17 protein-coding genes are annotated in these 22,188 nt (G+C 69.9%); 8 read left to right on the forward strand and 9 right to left on the reverse strand.

All coding sequences use genetic code 11. From position 1 onward, the window contains the following. Nucleotides 1–4 precede the first annotated feature (4 nt). The 7 genes from BLQ76_RS00555 to BLQ76_RS00585 all read right to left on the reverse strand — a co-directional run bounded on the left by BLQ76_RS00555 (nucleotide 5) and on the right by BLQ76_RS00585 (nucleotide 7,075). Nucleotides 5–832, reverse strand: a complete 828-nt coding sequence (locus tag BLQ76_RS00555; protein WP_090667367.1) for a phosphogluconate dehydrogenase C-terminal domain-containing protein — start codon at nucleotides 830–832, stop codon at nucleotides 5–7. Nucleotides 833–863: 31 nt separating this feature from the next. Continuing rightward, complete coding sequence (locus BLQ76_RS00560; protein ID WP_090667369.1) at nucleotides 864–1,931, reverse strand: ABC transporter permease; 1,068 nt, start codon at nucleotides 1,929–1,931, stop codon at nucleotides 864–866. Continuing rightward, entirely contained in the window at nucleotides 1,928–3,475 is a 1,548-nt protein-coding gene (locus BLQ76_RS00565; RefSeq protein ID WP_090667372.1) for a sugar ABC transporter ATP-binding protein, read from the reverse strand. Before BLQ76_RS00565 ends, BLQ76_RS00560 begins: the two co-directional genes overlap by 4 nt. Next, nucleotides 3,472–4,113 carry a DUF2291 family protein gene (locus BLQ76_RS00570; protein ID WP_090667376.1) on the reverse strand — a complete coding sequence of 214 codons (642 nt, stop codon included), beginning with the start codon at nucleotides 4,111–4,113 and terminating at the stop codon, nucleotides 3,472–3,474. The genes BLQ76_RS00565 and BLQ76_RS00570 overlap by 4 nt, the downstream gene beginning before the upstream one ends. A 77-nt stretch (nucleotides 4,114–4,190) precedes the next feature. Beyond that, on the reverse strand, nucleotides 4,191–5,120 hold the full coding sequence (locus BLQ76_RS00575) for a D-ribose ABC transporter substrate-binding protein (protein WP_090667379.1): 930 nt from the start codon (nucleotides 5,118–5,120) through the stop codon (nucleotides 4,191–4,193). A 213-nt stretch (nucleotides 5,121–5,333) separates the two neighbouring features. After that, nucleotides 5,334–6,095: an ABC transporter permease gene (locus tag BLQ76_RS00580; RefSeq protein ID WP_090667382.1), complete on the reverse strand. Its 762-nt coding sequence runs from the start codon at nucleotides 6,093–6,095 to the stop codon at nucleotides 5,334–5,336. Continuing rightward, entirely contained in the window at nucleotides 6,092–7,075 is a 984-nt protein-coding gene (locus tag BLQ76_RS00585; protein WP_090667385.1) for an ABC transporter ATP-binding protein, read from the reverse strand. The genes BLQ76_RS00580 and BLQ76_RS00585 overlap by 4 nt, the downstream gene beginning before the upstream one ends. 227 nt (nucleotides 7,076–7,302) lie before the next feature. Between BLQ76_RS00585 and BLQ76_RS00590 the strand changes: the two genes are divergently transcribed. Together BLQ76_RS00590 and BLQ76_RS00595 are read left to right on the forward strand one after the other, a co-directional pair. Further along, the gene (locus BLQ76_RS00590) at nucleotides 7,303–8,652 is read left to right on the forward strand and encodes an APC family permease (RefSeq protein ID WP_090667387.1); all 1,350 of its coding nucleotides are present in this window, start codon (nucleotides 7,303–7,305) and stop codon (nucleotides 8,650–8,652) included. Nucleotides 8,653–8,742: 90 nt separating this feature from the next. After that, complete coding sequence (locus BLQ76_RS00595) at nucleotides 8,743–9,690, forward strand: DUF6454 family protein (RefSeq protein ID WP_210184126.1); 948 nt, start codon at nucleotides 8,743–8,745, stop codon at nucleotides 9,688–9,690. A gap of 50 nt (nucleotides 9,691–9,740) precedes the next feature. Here BLQ76_RS00595 and BLQ76_RS00600 read toward each other — a convergent pair whose 3' ends face one another. After that, nucleotides 9,741–10,199 (reverse strand): Lrp/AsnC family transcriptional regulator, encoded by a 459-nt coding sequence (locus BLQ76_RS00600; protein WP_090667390.1) that lies wholly within the window; start codon nucleotides 10,197–10,199, stop codon nucleotides 9,741–9,743. Between the two features lie 181 nt (nucleotides 10,200–10,380). Here BLQ76_RS00600 and BLQ76_RS00605 point away from each other — a divergent pair, with 181 nt between their 5' ends. From BLQ76_RS00605 to BLQ76_RS00630, 6 genes are read left to right on the forward strand one after another with little or no spacing between them, the layout of a single operon-like run. Next, nucleotides 10,381–13,845 carry an indolepyruvate ferredoxin oxidoreductase family protein gene (locus BLQ76_RS00605; RefSeq protein WP_090667393.1) on the forward strand — a complete coding sequence of 1,155 codons (3,465 nt, stop codon included), beginning with the start codon at nucleotides 10,381–10,383 and terminating at the stop codon, nucleotides 13,843–13,845. A 21-nt stretch (nucleotides 13,846–13,866) separates the two neighbouring features. Beyond that, nucleotides 13,867–15,030: an acyl-CoA dehydrogenase family protein gene (locus BLQ76_RS00610; protein WP_090667396.1), complete on the forward strand. Its 1,164-nt coding sequence runs from the start codon at nucleotides 13,867–13,869 to the stop codon at nucleotides 15,028–15,030. Then, the gene (locus BLQ76_RS00615; protein ID WP_090667399.1) at nucleotides 15,030–16,637 is read left to right on the forward strand and encodes a carboxyl transferase domain-containing protein; all 1,608 of its coding nucleotides are present in this window, start codon (nucleotides 15,030–15,032) and stop codon (nucleotides 16,635–16,637) included. Before BLQ76_RS00610 ends, BLQ76_RS00615 begins: the two co-directional genes overlap by 1 nt. 7 nt (nucleotides 16,638–16,644) lie before the next feature. After that, nucleotides 16,645–18,636, forward strand: a complete 1,992-nt coding sequence (locus BLQ76_RS00620; RefSeq protein WP_090667401.1) for an acetyl/propionyl/methylcrotonyl-CoA carboxylase subunit alpha — start codon at nucleotides 16,645–16,647, stop codon at nucleotides 18,634–18,636. Continuing rightward, nucleotides 18,629–19,486 (forward strand): hydroxymethylglutaryl-CoA lyase, encoded by an 858-nt coding sequence (locus BLQ76_RS00625; protein WP_090667404.1) that lies wholly within the window; start codon nucleotides 18,629–18,631, stop codon nucleotides 19,484–19,486. Before BLQ76_RS00620 ends, BLQ76_RS00625 begins: the two co-directional genes overlap by 8 nt. Beyond that, nucleotides 19,483–20,283 carry a crotonase/enoyl-CoA hydratase family protein gene (locus tag BLQ76_RS00630; protein WP_090667407.1) on the forward strand — a complete coding sequence of 267 codons (801 nt, stop codon included), beginning with the start codon at nucleotides 19,483–19,485 and terminating at the stop codon, nucleotides 20,281–20,283. The genes BLQ76_RS00625 and BLQ76_RS00630 overlap by 4 nt, the downstream gene beginning before the upstream one ends. An 18-nt stretch (nucleotides 20,284–20,301) precedes the next feature. Here the strand turns inward: BLQ76_RS00630 and BLQ76_RS00635 are convergent, their stop codons facing one another. Beyond that, a complete protein-coding gene (locus BLQ76_RS00635; protein ID WP_090667410.1) occupies nucleotides 20,302–21,669 on the reverse strand; it encodes a chloride channel protein in 1,368 nt (455 codons plus the stop codon). Between the last annotated feature and the right edge of the window lie 519 nt (nucleotides 21,670–22,188).

Consider the following 22,188-nt stretch of genomic DNA (forward strand, 5'->3'; position numbering starts at 1 on the left):
CTCCTTACGTGATGCGACGGATCGAGGCGGCGAGCTCGTCGGGCTCGAAGACGCGGCGCCAGTCGTCGCGCATCAGCATGGGTTTGCCGAACTCGATCGCCTTGTTGCACGCATCCGAGAAGACGCCCGGCGTTTCCTCGAAGATCACCGAGCCGAGCACGTTCATGTGGCCGAGCAGGAAGTCGCGCGCCGCCTCCTTCGGGACGCCGCGCCGCACCACCTCGTCCATCGCCTCGCGCATGACGACGAGGAGGCTGGCGCAGACGGTCTCCGACAGGCCGGGCTCCAGCAGCGCCATCTGCTCGACGGTGACGCGGTGCGAGCGCATGACCGGCGCCCAGATGACCTTGGCGACCTCCTCGCCCAACGCGTAGTGCGCCTCCGGGCCCTGCATCAGCGAGGACACGATGTGCTGCTTGGCGGCGACCCCGCCGAAGAAGTCGCGCTTGGCGGCCGGGTCGGTCTCGTCGTTGAAGATCGGCGGGTGGCAGGGGTGCGTGACGAAGTAGGTGAGGTCGGGGCGGTCCGGCAGGTGGCCGGCGAACGGCGCGGCCGCGTCCAGCACCACGACGATCGTGCCGGGTGCCAGGTCCTTTTCGATGCCGGCGGCCACCTTGCCGATCGCCGTGTCGGGCACGGCGAGGATCACGACCTCGGCTCCCCGGAGCGCCTCGTCCTGCGGCACGCAGTCGAAGCCGAGGCCGTTCTTCAGACGCTCGCGGCCCGCCTCGGACAGCTCGACGTGGCGCACGTCGAAGCGCGAGCCCTTGAAGTTGGAGGCCAGGCGGTAGCCCATCTTTCCGCCGGCGCCGAACAGCGCGATCGATGTCATGGGAGGGGTCCTTTTTCGGTGTTTCGCGCGGTCAGCGGCCGAGGGCCGCCTGGCGCTGAAGGGCGATGCGCTGCTGAAGGCGCTGCTGGAACTGGTCGACCACCACGGCGGCGATGATCACGAGACCCTTGATCACGGTCTGCCAGAAGGACGAGACGCCCATCATCACCAGTCCGTCGGACAGGATGCCGATCACGAAGGCGCCGACGATCGTGCCTCCGATCCGCCCGCGCCCGCCCGACATGGATGTGCCGCCGAGAACGGCCGCGGCGATGGCGTTGAGCTCGAAGGTCTCGCCGGTCGCGGGATGCGAGGCGACGAGCTGCGAGGAGACGATGAGGCCGACGATCGCCGCGCAGAAGCCCGAGAACATGTAGACGAACATCTTCGTCCGGTTGACGCGCAGCCCCGAGAGCGCGGCGGCCCGCTCGTTGCCGCCGACCGCGTAGATGGCGCGCCCGAGCGGCGTGCGCGCGGCGAGATATGCCGCCCCGCAGCCGACGATCACGAGAAGCCAGATCGAGACCGGCACGCCCGCGACCGCGCCCGCGCCGATGAAGGGAAAGCTCGCCGTGCCCCACTCGGCCGACCCGCGCAGGTTCGGAAAGGTCGCCCCGTCCGAGGACAGGAGCGCAAGGCCGCGCGCCACATAGAGCGTGCCGAGCGTCGCGATGAAGGGCGCGACGTTGAGGCGGGTGACGAGGAGCCCGTTGACGACGCCGACGAGGACGCCGACGCCGAGCGTGATCACGACGATCTCCGCCGTGTTGAAGAAGACGGTGTAGCCGAGGGGATCGATCGCGACGCCGTTGAGGACGAGATAGCCCGCCACCATGCCGCAGAGGCCGACGATCGAGCCGACCGACAGGTCGATGCCGCCCGTCACGATCACGAAGGTCATGCCGATCGCCAGAAACGCGTTCAGCGCGACGTGCTCCGACATGATCACGAGATTGGCCGCCGACAGGAAGTTCGGCGCGGCCACGCTGAAGAAGGCGATCACCGCGAAAAGGGCGATGAAGGTACGCGCCTTCAGAAGGAGAAGGGCGACCGAGACGTCGCCGGATCCTGCGGGCACGGTGGGATGGGCGGCGGTCATCGAGGCGTCTCCGGAAGCGTGGGGCCGGACGAGGGGCGGTGGCCGGCCGCGGACAGGGCAACGATCTCGGCCTCGTCGGTCGCGGCGCGCTCGCGCTCGCCGGTCATCCGCCCGTTGGACATGACGAGGATGCGGTCCGACAGCTCCATGACCTCCTCGAGGTCGGAGGTGACGAAGAGGATGCCGAGCCCGCCCGCCGCCAGCTCGCGCATGACGCGGAAGACCTCGGCCTTGGCACCGATGTCGATGCCCCGGCTCGGCTCGTCCATCAGCAGCACCTTCGGCCCCGTCATCAGCGCCTTGCCGATCACGATCTTCTGCTGGTTGCCGCCCGACAGCGCGGAGACGGGATTGTCGAGGCCGGACACCTTCACGGCGAGGCGCCGCACGAAGTCGCCGACGCTCGCGCGCTCGCGCCGCACGTCGAGATGGAAGAGGCGCGTGAAGGACGCCAGGCTCGACATCGACATGTTCTCGGCGACCGAGAGGATCTGCACCAGTCCTTCCGCCTTGCGATCCTCGGGGATCAGCGCGATGCCGCGCCGGATGCGCCCGTGGACGGAGCGGCCCGACAGGTCCTGCCCGCCCAGCGTGACGCGGCCCGTGGCGGCCGGCTCGCGTCCCATGATGCAGTCGAAGAGCTCGGTGCGCCCCGCGCCCATCAGCCCGTAGATGCCGACGATCTCGCCCGCCCGCAGGCTCAGCGAGACGTGGTCCACCGCAAAGCCGCCGCCCTTGCGCGGCAGCGTCATGTCGTCAACGCGCAGCACCTCGGGGCCGTAGTCGTGGTGGAGCGTCTTGGCGAAGTCCTTGGAGGAGGCGCCGATCATGGCGCGCACGATCCAGGGTACGTCGACGTCGGTCATGGGCCGCGCGCCGGTGATCGACCCGTCGCGCAGGACCGTGATGTAGTCGCCGATGCGCACCAGCTCTTCCAGGCGGTGCGAGATGTAGACGATCGCGACCCCTTGGGCCTTCAGCTCGCGGATCACGCCGAACAGGATCTCGACCTCGGTCGCCGAAAGCGCGGAGGTCGGCTCATCGAGGATCAGGATGCGCGCGTCCCCCGCCAGGGCCTTGGCGATCTCGACGATCTGCTGCTCGCCGATGCGAAGGTCGCCGACCGGCGTGTCGGGCGGATTGGCGTGCTCCAGGCGCGCCAGAAGCCGGCGCGCCGCCTCGGCCTGCCCCCCGCCGTCGATGTCGATGCCGAACCGGGTCTTCTCGCGGCCGATGAAGATGTTCTCGGCGATCGTCATGTTCGGAAAGAGGTTGAGCTCCTGGAACACGATGCCGATGCCATGGCGGGCGGCTGTCGCCGTATCGGGCAGCGAGACCGGCTTGCCGTCGAGACGGATCTCGCCGGTCGTCGGCTGCTCCACGCCCGCGATGATCTTCATGAGCGTCGACTTGCCGGCGCCGTTCTCGCCGACGAGCACGTTGACGGCGCCCGCCCGCACGTCGAAGTCGACGCCCTTCAGCGCCTTGGTGCCGGGATAGACCTTGGTGGCGCCCCGCACGCTCAGCACGACCTCGTGGCTCATGCGCCGGCCTCGAGCCGCAGGGCGACCGGGGTGACCAGCACCTTGTCGCCGGCCGAGCGCAGCGTGAAGACGCCGGTGACCTCGACCTTCGCGCCGACCAGCCTGTCGCGCGGCAGGTCCTTGAGGATGCGCTCGAAGGCCTGCGTGTTGATCGCCTTGGCGACGTCGGCGAACTCGATCTGGTTCGCGTAGCTCGTGAAGGTCAGGAAGGGCAGGGCGTCGCGGATCGCGGTGCCCTTGATGACGGGGCCGAGCTGGATGGTCGCGTCGCCCCGGCCGTCGCCGTCCGTGTCCACCTCGATCGTGGCGGCGCGCGACTGCGTGTTGGCGGCAACCACCGTGCCGGCGACCGTGACCGGGAAGTTCCAGGGCGCGCCCTCCTGCACCTCGCGGTAGCCGTAGGCCTTGCCGGCCGCATCGAGCCCTCCGGCGAGCGCTGCGCGGATCTCGGGCAGGGGCTTCGCCTTGCCCGCAAGGTAGGGCACGATCTCGCCGTCCCAGCGCGCGGCCATGTCGGAGCCCGCCGCGGGCTTGGCGGCGGCGGCGGCGCGCGCGGCGAGCTCGTCGGTCTTCACGAACTTGCATCCCGGCAGGGCCAGGATCAGCGCGAGCGAAAGAAGGGCGGTCAGGCGCGGCATGGCGGGACTCGGCCGAAGGGAACGGTACGGGGCGGGGCGGCCCGCGATGGGCGCGCCCCGCGTGAAAGGCGTTGCCGTCAGTCCTTGAGCGCGAAGGTCTCGAGCTTGGCCGCGTTGTCGGCGTTGATGAGGATGCAGTCCATGAGCTGCTTCTCCTCGGCACCGGTCTTGCCGGAGGCGAGATAGGTCTTGGCCTGCTCCACCGCGAGCTGGGCCTGCCGGTAGGCCGGCTGCAGGACCGTCGCCTTGATGCCGCCGGCCTTGATGGAGTCGCGCACGTCGTTGGAGCCGTCGAAGCCCACCACGATCACGTCCTTGCGGCCGGCCGCCTCGAGCGCCGCCCAGGCGCCCATCGCCATCGTGTCGTTGCCGGAGATGACGCCCTTGATCTCGGGGTTGGCCTGCAGGATCGTCTGCATCTTCTCGAAGGCTTCGGTCTGGCTCCAGTTGGCGGACTGCTGGGCCACCATCTTCATGTCCGGGTACTCGTCGATCACGTCGTGGTAGCCGCCCGAGCGAATACCGGCATTGGTGTCGGCCTCGCGGCCGAGAAGCTCGGCGTAGGGGCCGGCCTCGCCCATCAGCTTCACGAACTCCTCGGCGCCGAGCTGGGCGCCCTGATAGTTGTTGGAGACGATCTGCGAGACGGCGACGCCGGTCTCGTTGATTTCGCGGTCGATCAGGAAGGAGGGGATGCCCGCGTCCTTGGCCTTCTGCACCGCCGCCGTGGTGGCCGCCGCGCCCGCGTTGTCGAGGACGATGGCCTTGGCGCCGCGCGCGATCGCCGTGTCGAAGAGCTGGTTCTGCTTGTTGGCGTCGTCGTCGTGGACGAGCACGAGCGGCTCGAAGCCGAGCTCCTTGGCCTTGGCCGCCGCGCCTTCGGCCTCAGCCTTGAAGAACGGGTTGTCGTGGCTCGGCGTGATGATGGCGATGAGGTCCGCAGCCGAGGCCGGCGCGGACGACAGAACCGCAGCCGACATCGCCGCGAGCATGAACTTCCTGAGCATGACGATCCTCCCGAACCGTGCGCCGCTGGCGGGCCGTTTCGACCTCGCGTCGCCGCACGGCGATCTCCCCAAAACAGGGCGACCTTCCCATTCCGCTGGCGAGTCGTCAACTGGTATGATGACATCATCAATTAGACAGAGCCGCGAAATGAAACCGCCGCCCACGCTGGAGCGTGGGCGGCGGTACGGTTGGCGACCAGCGATGCGGGATCGTCAGGTGCGGATGCGCCAGCCCGTGCGGAAGATCCACCAGATGCCGGCCATGCACAGGAGCATGAAGCCGATCGTCGCCGCGAGGCTAAGACCGACATCGACGTCGGACGTGCCGTAGAAGCTCCAGCGGAACCCGCTCACGAGGTAGACCACGGGATTGAACAGCGTCACCTTCTGCCAGAAGGGCGGCAGCATGCTGATCGAGTAGAAGCTTCCACCCAGGAACGTCAGCGGCGTCACGATCAGGAGCGGGACGATCTGAAGCTTCTCGAACCCTTCCGCCCAGATGCCGATGATGAAGCCGAAGAGGCTGAACGTCACCGCCGTCAGGACCAGGAAGAGCAGCATGAAGACGGGGTGCTCGACATGGAGCGGCACGAACAGCGAGGCCGTCGCCAGGATGATGAGGCCGAGCAGGATCGACTTGGTGGCCGCCGCCCCCACGAAGGCGAGCGTGATCTCGAAGAAGGAGATCGGCGCGGACAGGAGCTCGTAGATCGTGCCCGTGAACTTCGGGAAGTAGATGCCGAAGGCCGCGTTCGAGACGCTCTGGGTCAGCAGCGACAGCATGATGAGGCCCGGCACGATGAAGGCCCCATACGGGATGCCGTCGACCTCGGTCATGCGCGAGCCGATGGCCGAGCCGAAGACCACGAAGTAGAGCGAGGTGGAGATGACGGGGGCCACGATGCTCTGCAGCAGCGTCCGGAAGGCGCGCGCCATCTCGAACCGGTAGATCGCCCAGATCGCGTGGCGGTTCATGCGCGCTCTCCCACCAGATCCACGAAGATGTCTTCCAGCGAGCTTTGGCGCGTCGTGACGTCGCGAAGGCGCAGGCCTGCTCCCGCGACCGCCTCTAGGAGCCGCGCGATGTCGGTCTCCTCGGCGCGCGTGTTGTAGGTGTAGCGCAACTCGAACCCGTCGTCCGAGAGCGCGAGATCGTAGGGTTCCAGGGCGGCTGGCACCGCGCGCGCCGGCTCCTGCAGCGTCAGGACCAGTTCCTTGCGCCCGAGCTTCTGCATCAGCGCGGCCTTTTCCTCCACCAGCAGCAGCTTGCCGCCGTTGATGACGCCGACCCGGTCGGCCATCTCCTCGGCTTCCTCGATGTAGTGCGTGGTCAGGATCACGGTCACGCCGCTCTCGCGAAGCTCGCGCACGACCTGCCACATCTCCTGGCGCAGCTTCACGTCGACGCCCGCCGTCGGCTCGTCGAGGAACAGAAGGCGCGGCTCGTGGCTGAGCGCCTTGGCGATCAGGACGCGCCGCTTCATGCCGCCCGACAGCGTCATGATCTTCGCGTCCCGCTTGTCCCAGAGCGTGAGCTGTCGAAGGATGCGCTCGATATGGGCGGGGTCGGGCGGATGGCCGAACAGCCCCCGGCTGTAGCTTACCGTCGCCCACACGGTCTCGAAGGCGTCGGTCGTCAGCTCCTGCGGCACGAGGCCGATCACCGAGCGCGCCGCGCGGTAGTCCCGCACGATGTCGTGCCCGTCGACGAGGACGCGGCCCTCGCCCGGATTGACGATGCCGCACACGATGCTGATCAGGGTCGTCTTGCCGGCGCCGTTGGGCCCTAGCAGCGCGAAGATCTCGCCGCGCCGGATGTCGAGATCGATCCCGTCGAGGACGCGCTTGTCCTTGTCGTAGCTCTTGCCGAGCCGCTGGATCGAGAGAATGGGTGCCCCGGCGTCCGGTGCGTGCGCCGGCGGCGGGCCGGCGCGGGAGGGTGCGGTCTGAAGCATGGGGTTCCGTGTCCGTCGGATGGGGACGCTGGCGGGAGGTTGCGCGGTTCGCGACGACGGCAAGGCAGGCGCGGCCGCGCGAAGGTCGACAGGCCCCGTCACTTCCTTTCCGCCGCTTCGGCGACATCTTTTCCGTCAGGGCGGCATATAGTCTGGGGCGGGGAATGTCGGAAGGCGGAAATCGGAGCGGCGCCGCGCAGGCGGACGAGGGCGACCTTCACCGGGTCATGGGACCGAAGCTCCTGCTCTTGTTCATCGTCGGCGACATCCTCGGTACGGGCGTCTATGCGCTGACGGGACAGGTCGCGGCCGAGGTCGGCGGCGTCGTGTGGCTGCCGTTCCTGGTGGCCTTCGCCGTCGCGCTCGTCACGGCCTTCTCGTATCTCGAACTCGTCACGAAGTACCCGAAGGCCGCCGGCGCCGCGCTCTACACCCACAAGGCCTTCGGCATCCACTTCGTCACGTTCCTGATCGCCTTCGCGGTCATGGCATCCGGCATCACCTCGGCCTCGACGGCGAGCCGGGCCTTCGCCTCCAACATGTCGGCGGCCTTCGACCTCGGCCTGGGCGGATGGGGCGTGACGCTTGCCGCGCTCGGCTTCATGGCGCTGGTCGCCATCGTCAACGTGCGCGGCGTCGGCGAGAGCGTGAAGGCGAACGTCGTTCTGACCCTCGTAGAGCTGACGGGCCTTTTGATCATCATCGCGATCGGCCTCTGGGCGATCATGGGGGGGCAGGGCGACGTCAGCCGCACCTGGACCTTCGAGCCGGCGGGCGACAAGGGTGTCGTGTGGAGCGTCGTGACCGCGACGACGCTCGCCTTCTTCGCGATGGTCGGCTTCGAGGACTCGGTGAACATGGCCGAGGAAACGCGCGACCCCGTGCGCATCTTCCCGAAGGTGCTGCTCGGCGGCCTCCTGATCACCGGCGCGATCTACATCCTCGTCTCGGTGTCGGCGATCACGCTCGTGCCGGCCGCCGAGCTCGGCGAGGGCGACACCCCGCTTCTCAAGGTCGTCCAGGCCGGTGCACCGGGTTTCCCGATCGGCGTCTTCGGCGTGATCACCATGTTCGCGGTCGCCAACTCGGCGCTGATCAACATGCTGATGGCCAGCCGGCTCGTCTACGGCATGAGCCGCGAGCGCGTGCTGCCGCACGTGCTCGGGCGCGTCCATCCCGGCCGTCGAACGCCCGTGGTCGCGATCCTGTTCACGACGCTGCTCGCGGTCGGCCTCATCACCTTCGTCGGCGAGGTGCCGGCGCTCGGCGGCACGACGGCGCTGTTGCTTCTGGCGGTCTTCACCGTGGTCAATGTCGCGGTGCTCGTGCTGCGGCGCGACCCCGTGGGGCACAAGCACTTCCGCACGCCGACCGTTCTGCCGGTGCTGGGCGCGGCGAGCTGCGCCTTTCTGGTTGGGCCGTGGACGGGCCGCGATCCCGTGCAATACCTGATCGCCGCGATCCTGCTCGGCATCGGCGTGCTTCTCTGGCTCGCGACCGTCGCCATCATGCGTGCGCGCGGCGAGGCGCCGGACGGCTCGATGCGCAACCTCAAGGTCGACGGCCCGGTGAACTGAGGGGCGGCGGGCCGCCGTCACCGGTTTGTTCTACGCATGTCATCATGGGCTGATTGGGATGTCGCCACGCGACGAAACAGGGGGAGCGTCATGAAACGGCAGGTCTGGGGTGCGGTTCTGGTTGCGGCTGCGGTGATGGCGGCGGCGGGGCCGTCGATCGCGGCGGATGCGACGGTCGGCGACCGCATCCTCAAGCTCACGCGTGCCACGAAGTGGCGAAAGACCGCCGAGATCCCTCTCGCCTTCCCGACCTTCCACCCGCAGGGCATGGTGCGGGTCGGCGACGAGTTCTTCATCTCCTCGGTCGAGATCATCAAGCCCACCACGCGCTACGAGACGCCGCGCGACGGTCTCGACCGCGACGAGGGCGAGGGGCGGGGGCATCTCTTCCGCGTATCGGCCGACGGCCGGCTGCTCGGCTCCGTGACGCTCGGCGAGGGATCGATCTACCATCCCGGCGGCATCGACTACGACGGCCGGTCGATCTGGGTGCCCGTGGCCGAGTATCGCCCCAACAGCCGCTCCATCTTCTACCGTGTCGATCCCGCGACGATGCGGGCGGAGGAGGTTTCGCGCTTCGCGGACCACGTCGGCGGCCTCGTGCATGATACCGACGCCAACACGCTGTCCGGCGTGAGCTGGGGGTCGCGCCGCTTCTACCGCTGGCCGCTCGACGCGGACGGCCGGGTCGCGAACCCGGACGCCGACCCGATGGCGCTGCGCGTCAGCAACCCCGCCCAATACATCGACTACCAGGACTGCCACTACGCGGGCCGCGGGCGCATGGCCTGCGCGGGCCTCAACGCCTATCGCGCGACAGCCGACGGGCCGGTCTTCCGCCTGGGCGGGATCGAGCTCGTCGATCTGGCCGACCAGCGCCCCCTCTGGCAGGTGCCGGTGGAGCTGTGGGCGCCGTCCGGCCTGCCGATGACGCAGAACCCCACCTTCCTGGAAGCGACCGCGACCGGCCTGCGGGCCTACTTCATGCCCGACGACGATCGCTCCACGATCTTCGTGTACGAGGTCGACGCATCCTGAGCCCTGCGAAAGGGGCGCGCGCTGCGCGGGCGGATCGCGGGTCCCGATGCTCATACGGGAACCGTGGTCGTCGCCTTCACGCGCTTCAACGTGAAGCTCGTGCTGATCGAGCGAACGTTCGGCAGCTCGGTGAGCGCGTTCTTCACGGTCGCCTCGTAGTCGCGCACGCTGCGTGAGACGACCTGCAGCAGATAGTCGTGGTCGCCGCTCAGCGAGTAGCACTGGAGAATCTCTGGCACGTGCGCCACGGCCCGTTCGAACTCCTGCAGCCGCTCGCGGCGATGCTCGACGATCTTGACGAAGCAGAAGGCGACGATGTCGAAGCCCACCGCCTCCGGGTCGACGATGAACCGCTTCTCGCTGACGATGCCCGCCTCCTGCAGGCGCTGAAGACGGCGCCAGCAGGGCGTATGGCTGAGGCCCGTCTCGTCGCCGAGCTCGCGCATCGTCAGTCCGGGGCGCTCCTGGATGACGCGCAGGATGCGCCGATCCGCCTCGTCGATCTGCATCCTCGATCCTCCCGGCGTCCGTTGCAACTTGTGGTCATCGCGTATCGGCCGCAGTGAGGATGCTGTCCGCAATTGGCGGGGAACACAAGGATAGCGTCCTCCTGAGTGCCGCTGGGCGACCCGAAATAGGGACCCTGGCCTAGCCGACCTGTGCCATTCTGGTTGCGCTGGGAGGCACAACATGGACGGGTCGCTGACGCTCGACGACAAGTACGAGGCGGAACGGGGATCCGTCTTCCTGACCGGAACGCAGGCGCTGGTGCGCCTGCCCATGACGCAGATGCGGCGCGACCGCGCCGCCGGCCTGAACACCGGCGCGTTCATCTCGGGCTATCGCGGCTCGCCGCTCGGCGCCTACGACCAGCAGCTCCTGGCGGCCCGGCGCTTCCTCGACCGCCACGACATCGTGTTCCAGCCCGGCCTCAACGAGGATCTGGCGGCGACCGCCGTATGGGGCAGCCAGCAGCTGCATCTCTCGCCCGGCGCCCGCAAGGACGGCATCGTCGGCTTCTGGTACGGCAAGGGACCGGGCGTCGACCGCTCGGGCGACGTCTTGAAGCATGCCAACGCCGCCGGCTCGGCGCCGCATGGCGGCGTGCTGGCGATCGCGGGCGACGATCACACCTGCAAGTCCTCGTCGATCCCGCACCAGTCGGACCATGCCTTCATCTCGGCTCTGATGCCCGTGCTCTACCCCTCGTCGGTGCACGAGTTCCTGGAGCTGGGGCTGCTCGGCATCGCCATGTCGCGCTTTTCCGGCTGCTGGGTCGGCTTCAAGGTCATCTCCGAGACCGTGGAGACATCCACCGTGGTCGATCTCGCGCAGGAGGCGCGCCGCTTCGTCCTGCCGGCGGACTTCGAGAGGCCGGCGGACGGCCTCAACCTGCGCTGGCCCGATCCGCCGCTCGTCCAGGACGCGCGGCTGCAGGACGTGAAGGCCTTCGCGGCGATCAGCTTCGCCCGCGCCAACGCTGTCGACCAGGTCGTGGTCGACAGCGCGCGGGCGCGCTTCGGCATCGTCGCCTCCGGCAAGGCCTACGAGGACGTGCGCCAGGCGCTGGCCGAACTGGGGCTGGGGCCTGCCGAATGGGAGGCGATCGGCCTGCGCTTCTACAAGGTGCGCATGCCCTGGCCGCTGGAGCCGCAGGGTATTCGCCGTTTCTCGGAAGGGCTCGAGGAGGTCCTGATCGTCGAGGAGCGGCGCGAGATCATCGAGAACCAGATCAAGCAGCAGCTCTTCAACTGGCGCGCGGACGTGCGCCCGCGCATCGTCGGCAAGTTCGACCACGAGGACCATCCCGTCCTGCCGCTCTCGGCCGGGCTGACCGTGTCCACGGTCGCGCGGGCCATCGCCGCGCGCCTCATGCGGCTGGACCTGCCGGAAGGCCTGGCCGAGCGGATCGCCGAGCGCCTGCGCTTCGTCGAGGCGGCCGAGGCGCGTGGCGCCGGGCAGGTCGCGCCGGTGATCCGCCTGCCGCATTTCTGTGCCGGTTGTCCCCACAACACGTCCACCCGCGTGCCGGAAGGCTCCAAGGCCATGGCGGGGATCGGCTGCCACTTCATGGCGCAGTGGATGGACCGCAGCACCGAAACCTTCACCCACATGGGGGCGGAGGGTGTGCCCTGGACCGCGATCGGCCGCTTCACCAGTGAGCGCCATCGCTTCGTGAATCTAGGCGACGGCACCTACTTCCATTCCGGGCATCTTGCGATCCGCCAGTCGGTCGCGGCCGGCGCCAACGTCACCTACAAGATCCTCTACAACGATGCCGTCGCCATGACGGGCGGACAGCCGGTCGACGGCGTGCTCACGCCGGCGCAGATCACGCACCAGATGCACCACGAGGGCGTCCGGCGCATCGTGCTCATGTCGGACCGTCCAGATGTCTACGACCGGGCCGATCTGGCGCCGGGCACCGCGATCCGGCACCGCGACGAGATCGACGCCGTGATGCGCGAGTTGCGCGAGGTCGAGGGCGTCACGGTGATCGTCTACGAGCAGACCTGCGCGGCGGAGAAGCGCCGGCGCCGCAAGCGCGGCAAGGCCACCGATCCGGCCCGGCGCCTCTGGATCAACCCGGCCGTGTGCGAGGGCTGCGGCGACTGCTCGGTGCAGTCGAACTGCATCGCCGTTGAGCCGGAGGAAACCGAGATGGGGCGCAAGCGCCGCATCAACCAGTCGGCCTGCAACAAGGACTATTCCTGCGGGAAGGGCTTCTGCCCCTCCTTCGTCACGGTTCTCGGCGCCGAGCCCAAGCGCCGCACGGCGCTCGGGCGCCCGGATGTCACCGCGCTTCCCGAGCCGACGCTGCCCGCCATCGACCGCGCATGGAACATCGCCGTCACGGGCGTCGGCGGTACGGGCGTGCTCACGATCGGCGCGCTTCTCGGCATGGCGGCCCATATCGAGGGCAAGATCCCGATGATCCTCGACATGGCCGGGCTGGCGCAGAAGGGCGGGGCGGTTCTCAGCCACGTGCGCATCGCGCGCGCCGACCGCCCGGTCGCCGCACCCCGCATCGCGGCGGGCGGCGCCGACCTGCTTCTGGCCGCCGATGCCGTGGTGGCCGCCGCCAAGGACAGCATCCTCCTGTGCGATCCCGGCCGCACCCATGCCGTCCTCAACACGCACAACACCCCGGTTTCCGACTTCGTGCGCGAGCGCGACTTCGACTTCCGGCAGGCCGGCGTCGAGCGCTCCGTGGAGCGGGCCGTGCGCGGCCGCGAGGACTTTCGCGACTTCTCGCGCATCGCTGTCGCCTTGTGCGGCGACGAGATCGCCGCCAACGTCCTGATGCTGGGATATGCCTGGCAGCGCGGTCGCATACCGCTGCGGCGCGAGTCCATCGCACGCGCGATCGAGCTCAACGCCGTCGCCGTTCCGTTCAATCTCATGGCCTTCGACTGGGGTCGCATGCTGGCCGCCGATCCGGGATCCGTGGAGCAGGCGACGAGCGGCGACGGGGCGCGATCGCGCGCGCTCGAGGCGCTGACGCTCGACGAGATCCTCGCGCACCGCAGGGCGCATCTGACGGCCTACCAGGATGCGGCGTTGGCCGAGCGCTACGAGCGGCGCCTCCAGCGTTTCGCGCAGGCGACGCGTCCGCTCGACGGCGACGGGACGCTTCTGCGCCGGGCCGCGATCGGCTACGCGCGCGTCATGGCCTACAAGGACGAGTACGAGGTCGCCCGGCTCTACGCCTTGCCGGCCTTCCGCGAGGGCCTCGACCGCGCGTTCGAGACCGGTGGCCGGCTGCGCCTCCATCTCGCGCCCCCCTTCCTGCCGGGCCGCGATGCGCAGGGGCGGCCACGCAAGCGCGCGTTCGGATCGTGGATCCTTCCCGTGTTCGGTGTTCTCGCCCGCTTCAAGCGGCTGCGGGGCACGCCGTTCGACCCGTTCGGCCGAACCCGGGACCGCCGGCTCGAGCGGCGGATGATCGCGCTCTTCGAGGACGACCTCGACTGGGCCGAGGCGCATCTGCGCCCTGAGACTCGGGACGCGGTGGCGAGCCTCCTGTCGCTGGCGAGCGAGGTCCGCGGCTTTGGGCCGGTGAAGGCGGCGAGCTTCGAAAAGGCGATGGCGCGGCGGGAAGCCCTGCGCGCCGGGATCGAGACGGCGGCGCCCGCCGCGTTGGCGGCCGAGTAGGTCGCGGGAGGGGCAAGAGGCATGTTCCGCAATTCCATGGTGTTCGACCTCGGCGAGGAGGTGAACGCGCTGCGCGAGATGGTGCACGGCTGGGCGCAGGAGCGTCTGAAGCCGATGGCGGCCGGGATCGACCGCGCCAACCGCTTTCCCGCCGAGCTCTGGCGCGAGATGGGCGATCTCGGCCTTCACGGCATCACGGTCGAGGAAGCCTACGGCGGCGTCGGGCTCGGCTATCTCGCCCATGTCGTGGCGGTCGAGGAGGTGGCGCGCGCCAGCGCCTCGGTCTCGCTCTCCTACGGCGCCCACTCCAACCTGTGCGTCAACCAGATCCGGCTGAACGGCACCGAGGCGCAGAAGAGGCGGTATCTGCCAGGGCTCGTGGCGGGCGACGCCGTCGGTGCGCTGGCCATGTCGGAGGCGGGCGCGGGATCGGACGTCGTCTCGATGGCGCTGCGGGCCGAGCGCCGGGGCGACCGCTTCGTCCTGAACGGCACCAAGTACTGGATCACCAACGGGCCGGACGCCGCGACGCTCGTGGTCTACGCCAAGACCGACCCGGATGCCGGGTCGCGCGGAATCACCGCCTTCCTGGTCGAGCGGGACATGCCGGGCTTTTCCGCCTCGGCCCATTTCGACAAGCTCGGCATGCGCGGGTCCAACACGGCGGAGCTCGTCTTCCGGGACGTCGAGGTGCCGGACGAGAATGTCCTGGGGGAGGTGGGCCGCGGCGTGCGCGTCCTGATGTCGGGCCTCGACTACGAGCGCGTCGTCCTGTCCGGCATCGGGCTCGGCATCATGGCGGCCTGCCTCGACGAGATCATGCCCTACATGGCGGAGCGCCGGCAGTTCGGGCAGCCGATCGGCTCGTTCCAGATGATGCAGGCCAAGATCGCCGACATCTACACCAAGCTGAACTCCGCCCGGGCCTATGTCTACGAGGTGGCGCGCGCGTGCGATCGGGGACGCGTGACGCGCCAGGACGCGGCGGCCTGCGTGCTCTATGCCTCGGAGGAGGCGATGACGGTCGCCCATCAGGCCGTGCAGGCGATGGGCGGGGCGGGCTTCATGAACGAGACGCCGGTGTCGCGCCTGTTCCGCGACGCCAAGCTGATGGAGATCGGCGCGGGCACGAGCGAGATCCGCCGCATGCTGATTGGGCGCGAGCTGGTGGAGGCGCAGCGCTGATGGCCGCGCTTCGATCCGACGCCGTCGCGGGCTCGGCCGCATTCGCCGCCAACCGGGCCGCGCACCTGCAGGCGATCGCCGAGGTGGAGCGCGCCTTCGAGGCCGCACGGGCCGGCGGCGGCGCGGCGGCGCGTGCGCGCCACGAGGCGCGCGGAAAGCTCCTCGCCCGCGACCGGGTGGAGCGGCTGCTCGATCCCGGCTCGCCCTTCCTCGAGATTGGCGCCTTCGCCGCGCACGGGCTCTACGACGGCGACGTGCCGGCGGCCGGGGTCGTCGCCGGCATCGGCCGCGTCGAGGGGCAGGAGGTCATGGTCCTGGCCAACGACGCGACCGTGAAGGGCGGCACCTACTTCCCGCTCACGGTCAAGAAGCACCTGCGCGCGCAGGAGATCGCGGCCGAGAACCGGCTGCCCTGCCTCTACCTCGTGGACTCCGGCGGCGCGAACCTACCGAACCAGGACGAGGTCTTCCCCGATCGCGACCACTTCGGGCGGATTTTCTTCAACCAGGCGCGGCTGTCGGCCGACGGCGTCGCGCAGATCGCGGTCGTGATGGGCTCCTGCACGGCGGGCGGCGCCTATGTGCCGGCCATGTCGGACGTCACCATCATCGTGCGCGACCAGGGGACGATCTTCCTGGCCGGCCCGCCTCTGGTAAAGGCGGCGACGGGCGAGGTGGTGTCGGCCGAGGAACTCGGGGGCGGCGACGTGCACACCCGCCTGTCGGGCGTCGCCGATTATCTCGCCGAGGACGATGCCCATGCGCTGGCGCTCGCGCGCCGCGCCGTGGCCGGGCTCAACCGGCGGAAGCATCCCACGCTCGCCCTGACGTCGCCGGAAGATCCGCTCTACGATCCCGACGAGATCCTCGGCGTCGTGCCCGCCGACCTGCGCACGCCCTACGACATCCGCGAGGTGATCGCGCGCCTCGTGGACGGCTCGCGCTTCGACGAGTTCAAGGCCCGCTACGGCGAGACGCTGGTCTGCGGTTTCGCACACGTCATCGGCATCCCCGTGGGGATCCTCGCGAACAATGGCGTCCTGTTTTCCGAGAGCGCGCTGAAGGGCGCGCACTTCGTCGAGCTCTGCTCGCAGCGCGGCATCCCGCTCGTGTTTCTCCAGAACATCACCGGCTTCATGGTCGGGCGCCGCTACGAGGCCGGCGGCATCGCCAAGGACGGCGCCAAGCTCGTGACCGCGGTCGCGACCAGCGCCGTGCCCAAGGTCACGATGATCGTCGGCGGCTCGTTCGGGGCGGGCAACTACGGCATGTGCGGCCGCGCCTACGGGCCGCGCTTCCTGTGGACCTGGCCGAACAGCCGCATCTCGGTGATGGGCGGCGAACAGGCGGCCGGCGTTCTCGCCACCGTGCGCCGCGCGGCGCTGGAGAAGGCGGGGCGGACCTGGTCCGACGACGAGGAGGCGGCGTTCCGGCGCCCGACGGTGGAGATGTTCGAGACGCAGTCGCATCCGCTCTACGCCTCCGCCCGACTGTGGGACGACGGCATCGTCGACCCGCGCCGCAGCCGGGAGGTTCTCGCCCTCTCGCTGTCGGCGGCGCTGAACGCCCCGATCGAGCCGACGCGCTTCGGCGTCTTTCGCATGTGAGGCCGCCGTGTTCCGCAAGCTCCTGATCGCCAATCGCGGCGAGATCGCCGTCCGCGTGACCACCACCGCTCGCCGGCTCGGCCTTCGCACGGTCGCCGTGTATTCCGAGGCCGACCGCAACGCCCTGCACGTTCGCATCGCCGACGAGGCCGTCCTGATCGGTCCGGCCCCGGCCTCGGAAAGCTACCTGAGCGCCGATGCGATCCTCGACGCGGCCCGGCGTACCGGAGCCGATGCCCTGCATCCGGGCTACGGTTTCCTGTCGGAGAATCCCGACTTCGTAAAGGCCGCCGAGGCCGCCGGCCTCGTCTTCGTCGGCCCGCCCGCTTCGGCGATCCGCGCCATGGGCCTGAAGGATGCGGCCAAGCGCCTGATGGAGGCCAGCGGCGTTCCGGTCGTGCCGGGCTACCACGGTGCCGATCAGGACCCGGAGCGGCTGGCCCGGGAGGCCGAGCGCATCGGCTTCCCGGTTCTCGTCAAGGCACGGGCCGGAGGCGGCGGCAAGGGCATGCGCCTCGTGGAGCGGCCGGAAGATTTTCGCGCCGCGCTGGACGGCGCCCGGCGCGAGGCCGAGGCGAGCTTCGGCGACCCGGCGGTGCTGGTCGAGCGCTTCGTGTCCGCGCCGCGCCATGTCGAGATGCAGGTCTTCGCCGATGCGCATGGCAACGTCGTCCATCTCTTCGAGCGCGACTGCTCGCTCCAGCGGCGCCACCAGAAGGTGATCGAGGAGGCGCCGGCTCCCGGGATGACGCCGGAGGTGCGCGAGGCGATGGGCCATGCGGCGGTCGAGGCGGCGCGCGCGGTCGGCTATCGCGGGGCGGGCACGGTGGAGTTCATCGCCGATGGGACGCATGGCCTGCGGCCCGACGGGTTCTGGTTCATGGAGATGAACACGCGGTTGCAGGTCGAGCATCCCGTGACCGAGGCGATCACCGGTCTCGATCTCGTGGAATGGCAGCTGCGGGTCGCGCGCGGCGAGCCGCTGCCGCTACGGCAGGAAGAGCTGCGCATCGGCGGCCATGCGGTGGAAGCGCGACTGTATGCCGAGGATGCGGCGCGCGGCTTCCTGCCCGCGACCGGGCGGCTGGAGCACCTGCGCTTTCCGGAAGCCACGCGCTTCACGACCGGTGCCCTGCGCATCGACAGCGGGGTGGAGGAGGGCGACGAGATCACGCCCTGGTACGACCCGATGATCGCCAAGGTGATCGCCCACGGGGCCGACCGCGCCGCCGCGCTGGCGACCCTGAGCAACGCGCTGGACGGCGTGCGGGTCGTCGGGGCCACCACCAACACCGCGTTTCTCGCACGGCTGGTCCGCCAACCGGACTTCGCCGCCGGGCGGCTCGACACCGGTCTGATCGCCCGACATCTCGACGCGCTAACCGAGGTTCCCGGGCCCTCGCCGGAGAGCGCCGTCGTCGCGGCTCTGGCGCTCGCCGGTCTCCTTGAGGCTCCCGCGACGGACGATCCATGGGCGCGCCTGCGCGCCTTTCGCAGCTGGGGCCGCGCGCACCTCCACGCGCAGCTCGTCTCCGGCACGGAGCAGATCGACCTGCGTCTCGAGCTGACCGAAGGGGGTGTCCATTTCGCCGACGGAACCAGCCTCGCGATCCGTCGCGACGGTCGCGGCATCGCGGTGGAGCGCGAGGGCCACCGGCAGACCTTCACGATCGAGGCGACCCATGGCGGGGTGACGCTCTTCGGGGCGGAGACGTCAACGAGCTTCCGCCTGGTCGACCCCCTGGAGCGGGATGGCGGCACGGCGTCGGGCGACGACGGCATCCGCTCGCCCATGCCGGGCGTCGTCACGAGGCTCCTGGCTTCGGTGGGGGACGAGGTCGCGGCCGGCACCCCGGTGCTGGTGGTCGAGGCCATGAAGATGGAGCACACGCTGCGGGCGCCGCGCGACGGACGGCTCGCCGAGATCCTGGTGCGCGAGGGCAGGCGCGTCGACGACGGCGACGTCCTGGCGCTTCTGGAGCCCGCAACCGATGGGTGACCGCGTTACGCTGTTCGAGGTCGGCCCGCGCGATGGCCTGCAGAACGAGGCGCGCCCCGTTCCGGCCGCCGACAAGATCCGGCTGATTGATCTCCTGTCCGGCGCCGGCCTGCCCAAGATCGAGGCCGCAAGCTTCGTCAGTTCGCGTTGGGTGCCGCAGATGGCGGACGCAGCCGTCGTCATGGCGGGCATCCGGCGTGCGCCCTCGGTCCTGTACACGGCGCTCACGCCCAACCTGCGGGGGTTGGACGATGCGATCGCCTCGCGCGCCGACGAGGTCGCCGTCTTCGCCTCGGCCTCGGAGGGCTTCAGCCGGGCCAACATCAACTGCACGATCGCGGACAGCCTCGCGCGCTACCGCGAGGTGGCGGATGCCGCGCGCGCGGCAGGCCTTGCCGTGCGCGGCTATGTTTCCTGTATTACGCAGTGCCCGTTCGACGGCGCGGTCGAGCCGGACGCCGTGCGCCGCGTCGCCGACGCGCTGCTGCGGCTCGGCTGCTACGAGATCAGCCTTGGCGACACGCTGGGTCGCGCCGCGCCCTGCGAGATCGCATGTCTTCTGCGCAGCCTCGCCGACGACCTGCCGGCGGAGCGCCTCGCCGGGCACTTCCACGACACGTCGGGCCGGGCGTTACGGAACGTCGAGGTGGCGCTGGACGCCGGGCTGCGGACCTTCGACGCCTCGGTCGGCGGTCTGGGCGGCTGCCCCTACGCGCCCGGCGCGAGCGGCAACGTGGCGAGCGAGGCGCTCGCCGCGCGCCTTGCGGAACTCGGTCTCGAGACCGGCGTCGATATCGCGCGCCTGGCCGAGGCGGCGGCCTTCGCTCGAAGCTTGAGGAACCGAGCATGAGCTACCGGACCTTGCGGGTGGAGCGTGACGCGCGCGGCGTGGTCACCGTGGCCCTGAACCGGCCCGCCAAGCGCAATGCGCTCTCGGTCGCAATGATCGACGATCTCACCAGCTTCGCGGCCGAGGCGAACCGCGACGGTTCGCTGCGCGCGATGGTTCTGCGCGGCGAGGGGGAGGTCTTCTGCGCCGGCGGGGACCTCGAATGGATGCGGTCTCAGGTCGAGGCCGATCGCGAAACGCGCCGGCGCGAGGCACGACGGCTCGCCGCCATGCTGCGGGCGCTGAACGAGTTGCGCGCACCGTTGATCGGGGCGATCCACGGCGCGGCGCTTGGCGGCGGGGCGGGGCTCGCTGCCGTCTGCGACGTCGCGCTGGCTGTCGACGGAACGCGCTTCGGCTTCACCGAAACGCGGCTCGGCCTGATCCCTGCGACGATCGGCCCCTATGTCATAGCGCGGCTCGGCGAGGGGCGGGCGCGGCAGGTGTTCATGTCGTCGCGCGTCTTCGACGCCGACGAGGCGGTCCGGCTCGGGCTCGTCGCGCGATGCGTCGAGCGGGCGGCGCTGGAGGCCGCGGTGGAACGCGAGGTCGCGCCCTATCTCCAGGCTGCGCCCGGCGCCGTGGCGCGGGCCAAGGCGCTCGCCCTCGATCTCGGCTCGCCCGTCGACGACGCGGCGATCGACCGTTCGGTCGAGGCGCTGGTTGACGCCTGGGACAGCGAGGAGGCGCGCGTTGGTATCGCCGCGTTTCTGGACAAGCGAAGCCCCCCCTGGGCGAGCGGTACGCGGAAGCCCTGACCGGCGCGTCTCGTCGGATCAGCCGTCCTTGTTCGCCTCCGCGGTTCGGCGATGGCGCAGGACGTCCGCCACGTAGTTGCGCGACAGGCTGTGGTAGAGCGGCGCGCCGGACACGAGCCGGGCCGTGCCGAAGCCGATCAGCGAGGCCAGCATGACCGGCACGACGTTGGCCGAGTTGCCGGTCATCTCCAGGATGATCACGAAGGCTGTCATGGGCGCCTGGACGACGCCCGCGAAGTAGCCCGCCATTCCCAGCGTGGCGGCCAGCGCCGGCGCGGCGCCCAGAACCAGCCCGAGCGTCGAGCCCAGGCCTGCGCCCACCGCCAGCGAGGGCGCGAAGATGCCGCCGGGTATGCCCGAGACCATGGAGGCCAGTCCGGCGACGAACTTTTCCGCAAAGAACAGAGGCGACAGCGTTTCGCCCTCGATTGCCGATCGTGCCGCCTCGTAGCCCGTGCCGTAGGTGGTTCCGCCCGACAAGAGCCCGACAACCGCCACCACGAGACCGCAGGCGGCGGCCACCAGGACGATCCGCCCGCGGCTTCCCCGGGTCCAGCGTCGCACGCGGCGCATGAGAGTGAGGGCTCCGGCGCTGAACAGGGCGCCGAAGGCGCCGCCCATCGCACCGCACAGCACCACCAGCACCCAGCCACGGAGCGAGACGACGCTCGCCTGACTTTCGCCGAAATAGGTGTAGTTGCCGGTCAGCGCGAGCGAGGCGAGGCCCGCCAGCACCACGGCCGACAGGACGAGACCGTTGGTGCGCGCCTCGTAGGCGCGGCCCATCTCCTCGATCGCGAAGACGATGCCCGCGAGCGGGGTGTTGAAGGCCGCCGCGATACCCGCCGCCGACCCGGCCAGGATCAGCCCGCGAGCCCGCTCCATGCCGCCGATCCGTCCGGCCGCCAGCATGATCGCCGCGCCGACCTGAACGGTCGGCCCCTCGCGCCCGATCGAAGCGCCCGACAGGAGACCGAGAAGGGTGAGAAGGATCTTGCCCACCGCGATGCGCAGCGACAGGAGAACGCCCCGATCCTCGTCGCGCTCGAAATGGCGGGCCGCGATGGCCTGGGGGATGCCGCTGCCGCCCGAGTTCGGAAAATAATGAAGCGCCAGATAGCTCGACAGGGCGAAGCCGAGGGGTGGCAGGAGAAGGGCCAGAAGCGGACCGGCCGTGGACACGCCCCGCAGGACGGCAAAGCCGCTCTGGGCGGCGTCCGCCAGCTTGGCGAAGGCGACGCTGACAAGGCCGACCGCGAGCGCACCCGACCAGAACACGAGGCGCGGACGCCAGAGACGCTTCGACAGCCAGACCGCGCGCGAGCGCCGAAGCATCGGCGTGCGTCCAAGACGCCGGCGAGACGAGTGGCTGTTCGTATTCGGCATCGACGCAAGACCACTGTTTCCCGAGATGGTCCGTGATGGGGGACGCGGCTGCCGATGTCGAGCGATACGGGTGGGCGAAGGCGAGATCGGCATGGAACGGACGCTGGCGTAACCCCTCGCAGGCACCGGCCAAGCCGGAACCGCGCCGTGTCATGCGCGCCGGCCCATCAACCCGACACCCGCCAACGCCCGCCTCGCGCATCCGGGAAAACCGCTCGCCAAATGCCATCGATGCGATGCGGCGACCGATCACATCGCTCGGACTCAACGGCCAGCGACGCCCCGAACGCAGCACATTTCGGTCGCCGCCCTGTCGGAACGCAGGGTTGCTATCGGACGGATTGCCGGGATCGGATGACCGTCTCGAAGATCGACGGCGGGGACAGCTTGCACGATCGCGCGTTCGCGGATCGCGAGCCAGCCTTACGAAGTCCATCGGGGGCGACCAGCGCTCGGTCCGACCATCGCCTATGCCCGCGGGAAACGCCGCGCCCCTGATCGCAGGACCACGGCTCTAAT

The sequence above is a fragment of the Aureimonas jatrophae genome (genome assembly GCF_900104035.1).
GTDB classification, from domain to species: Bacteria; Pseudomonadota; Alphaproteobacteria; order Rhizobiales; family Rhizobiaceae; genus Aureimonas; species Aureimonas jatrophae.

What these genes read in the sequence shown, in the direction of transcription:
- BLQ76_RS00555 (WP_090667367.1), bottom strand. Translation starts at nt 832, where the DNA reads ATGACATCGATCGCGCTGTTCGGCGCCGGCGGAAAGATGGGCTACCGC.
- BLQ76_RS00560 (WP_090667369.1), bottom strand. Translation starts at nt 1,931, where the DNA reads ATGACCGCCGCCCATCCCACCGTGCCCGCAGGATCCGGCGACGTCTCG.
- BLQ76_RS00565 (WP_090667372.1), bottom strand. Translation starts at nt 3,475, where the DNA reads ATGAGCCACGAGGTCGTGCTGAGCGTGCGGGGCGCCACCAAGGTCTAT.
- BLQ76_RS00570 (WP_090667376.1), bottom strand. Translation starts at nt 4,113, where the DNA reads ATGCCGCGCCTGACCGCCCTTCTTTCGCTCGCGCTGATCCTGGCCCTG.
- BLQ76_RS00575 (WP_090667379.1), bottom strand. Translation starts at nt 5,120, where the DNA reads ATGCTCAGGAAGTTCATGCTCGCGGCGATGTCGGCTGCGGTTCTGTCG.
- BLQ76_RS00580 (WP_090667382.1), bottom strand. Translation starts at nt 6,095, where the DNA reads ATGAACCGCCACGCGATCTGGGCGATCTACCGGTTCGAGATGGCGCGC.
- BLQ76_RS00585 (WP_090667385.1), bottom strand. Translation starts at nt 7,075, where the DNA reads ATGCTTCAGACCGCACCCTCCCGCGCCGGCCCGCCGCCGGCGCACGCA.
- BLQ76_RS00590 (WP_090667387.1), top strand. Translation starts at nt 7,303, where the DNA reads ATGGGACCGAAGCTCCTGCTCTTGTTCATCGTCGGCGACATCCTCGGT.
- BLQ76_RS00595 (WP_210184126.1), top strand. Translation starts at nt 8,743, where the DNA reads ATGAAACGGCAGGTCTGGGGTGCGGTTCTGGTTGCGGCTGCGGTGATG.
- BLQ76_RS00600 (WP_090667390.1), bottom strand. Translation starts at nt 10,199, where the DNA reads ATGCAGATCGACGAGGCGGATCGGCGCATCCTGCGCGTCATCCAGGAG.
- BLQ76_RS00605 (WP_090667393.1), top strand. Translation starts at nt 10,381, where the DNA reads ATGGACGGGTCGCTGACGCTCGACGACAAGTACGAGGCGGAACGGGGA.
- BLQ76_RS00610 (WP_090667396.1), top strand. Translation starts at nt 13,867, where the DNA reads ATGTTCCGCAATTCCATGGTGTTCGACCTCGGCGAGGAGGTGAACGCG.
- BLQ76_RS00615 (WP_090667399.1), top strand. Translation starts at nt 15,030, where the DNA reads ATGGCCGCGCTTCGATCCGACGCCGTCGCGGGCTCGGCCGCATTCGCC.
- BLQ76_RS00625 (WP_090667404.1), top strand. Translation starts at nt 18,629, where the DNA reads ATGGGTGACCGCGTTACGCTGTTCGAGGTCGGCCCGCGCGATGGCCTG.
- BLQ76_RS00630 (WP_090667407.1), top strand. Translation starts at nt 19,483, where the DNA reads ATGAGCTACCGGACCTTGCGGGTGGAGCGTGACGCGCGCGGCGTGGTC.
- BLQ76_RS00635 (WP_090667410.1), bottom strand. Translation starts at nt 21,669, where the DNA reads ATGCCGAATACGAACAGCCACTCGTCTCGCCGGCGTCTTGGACGCACG.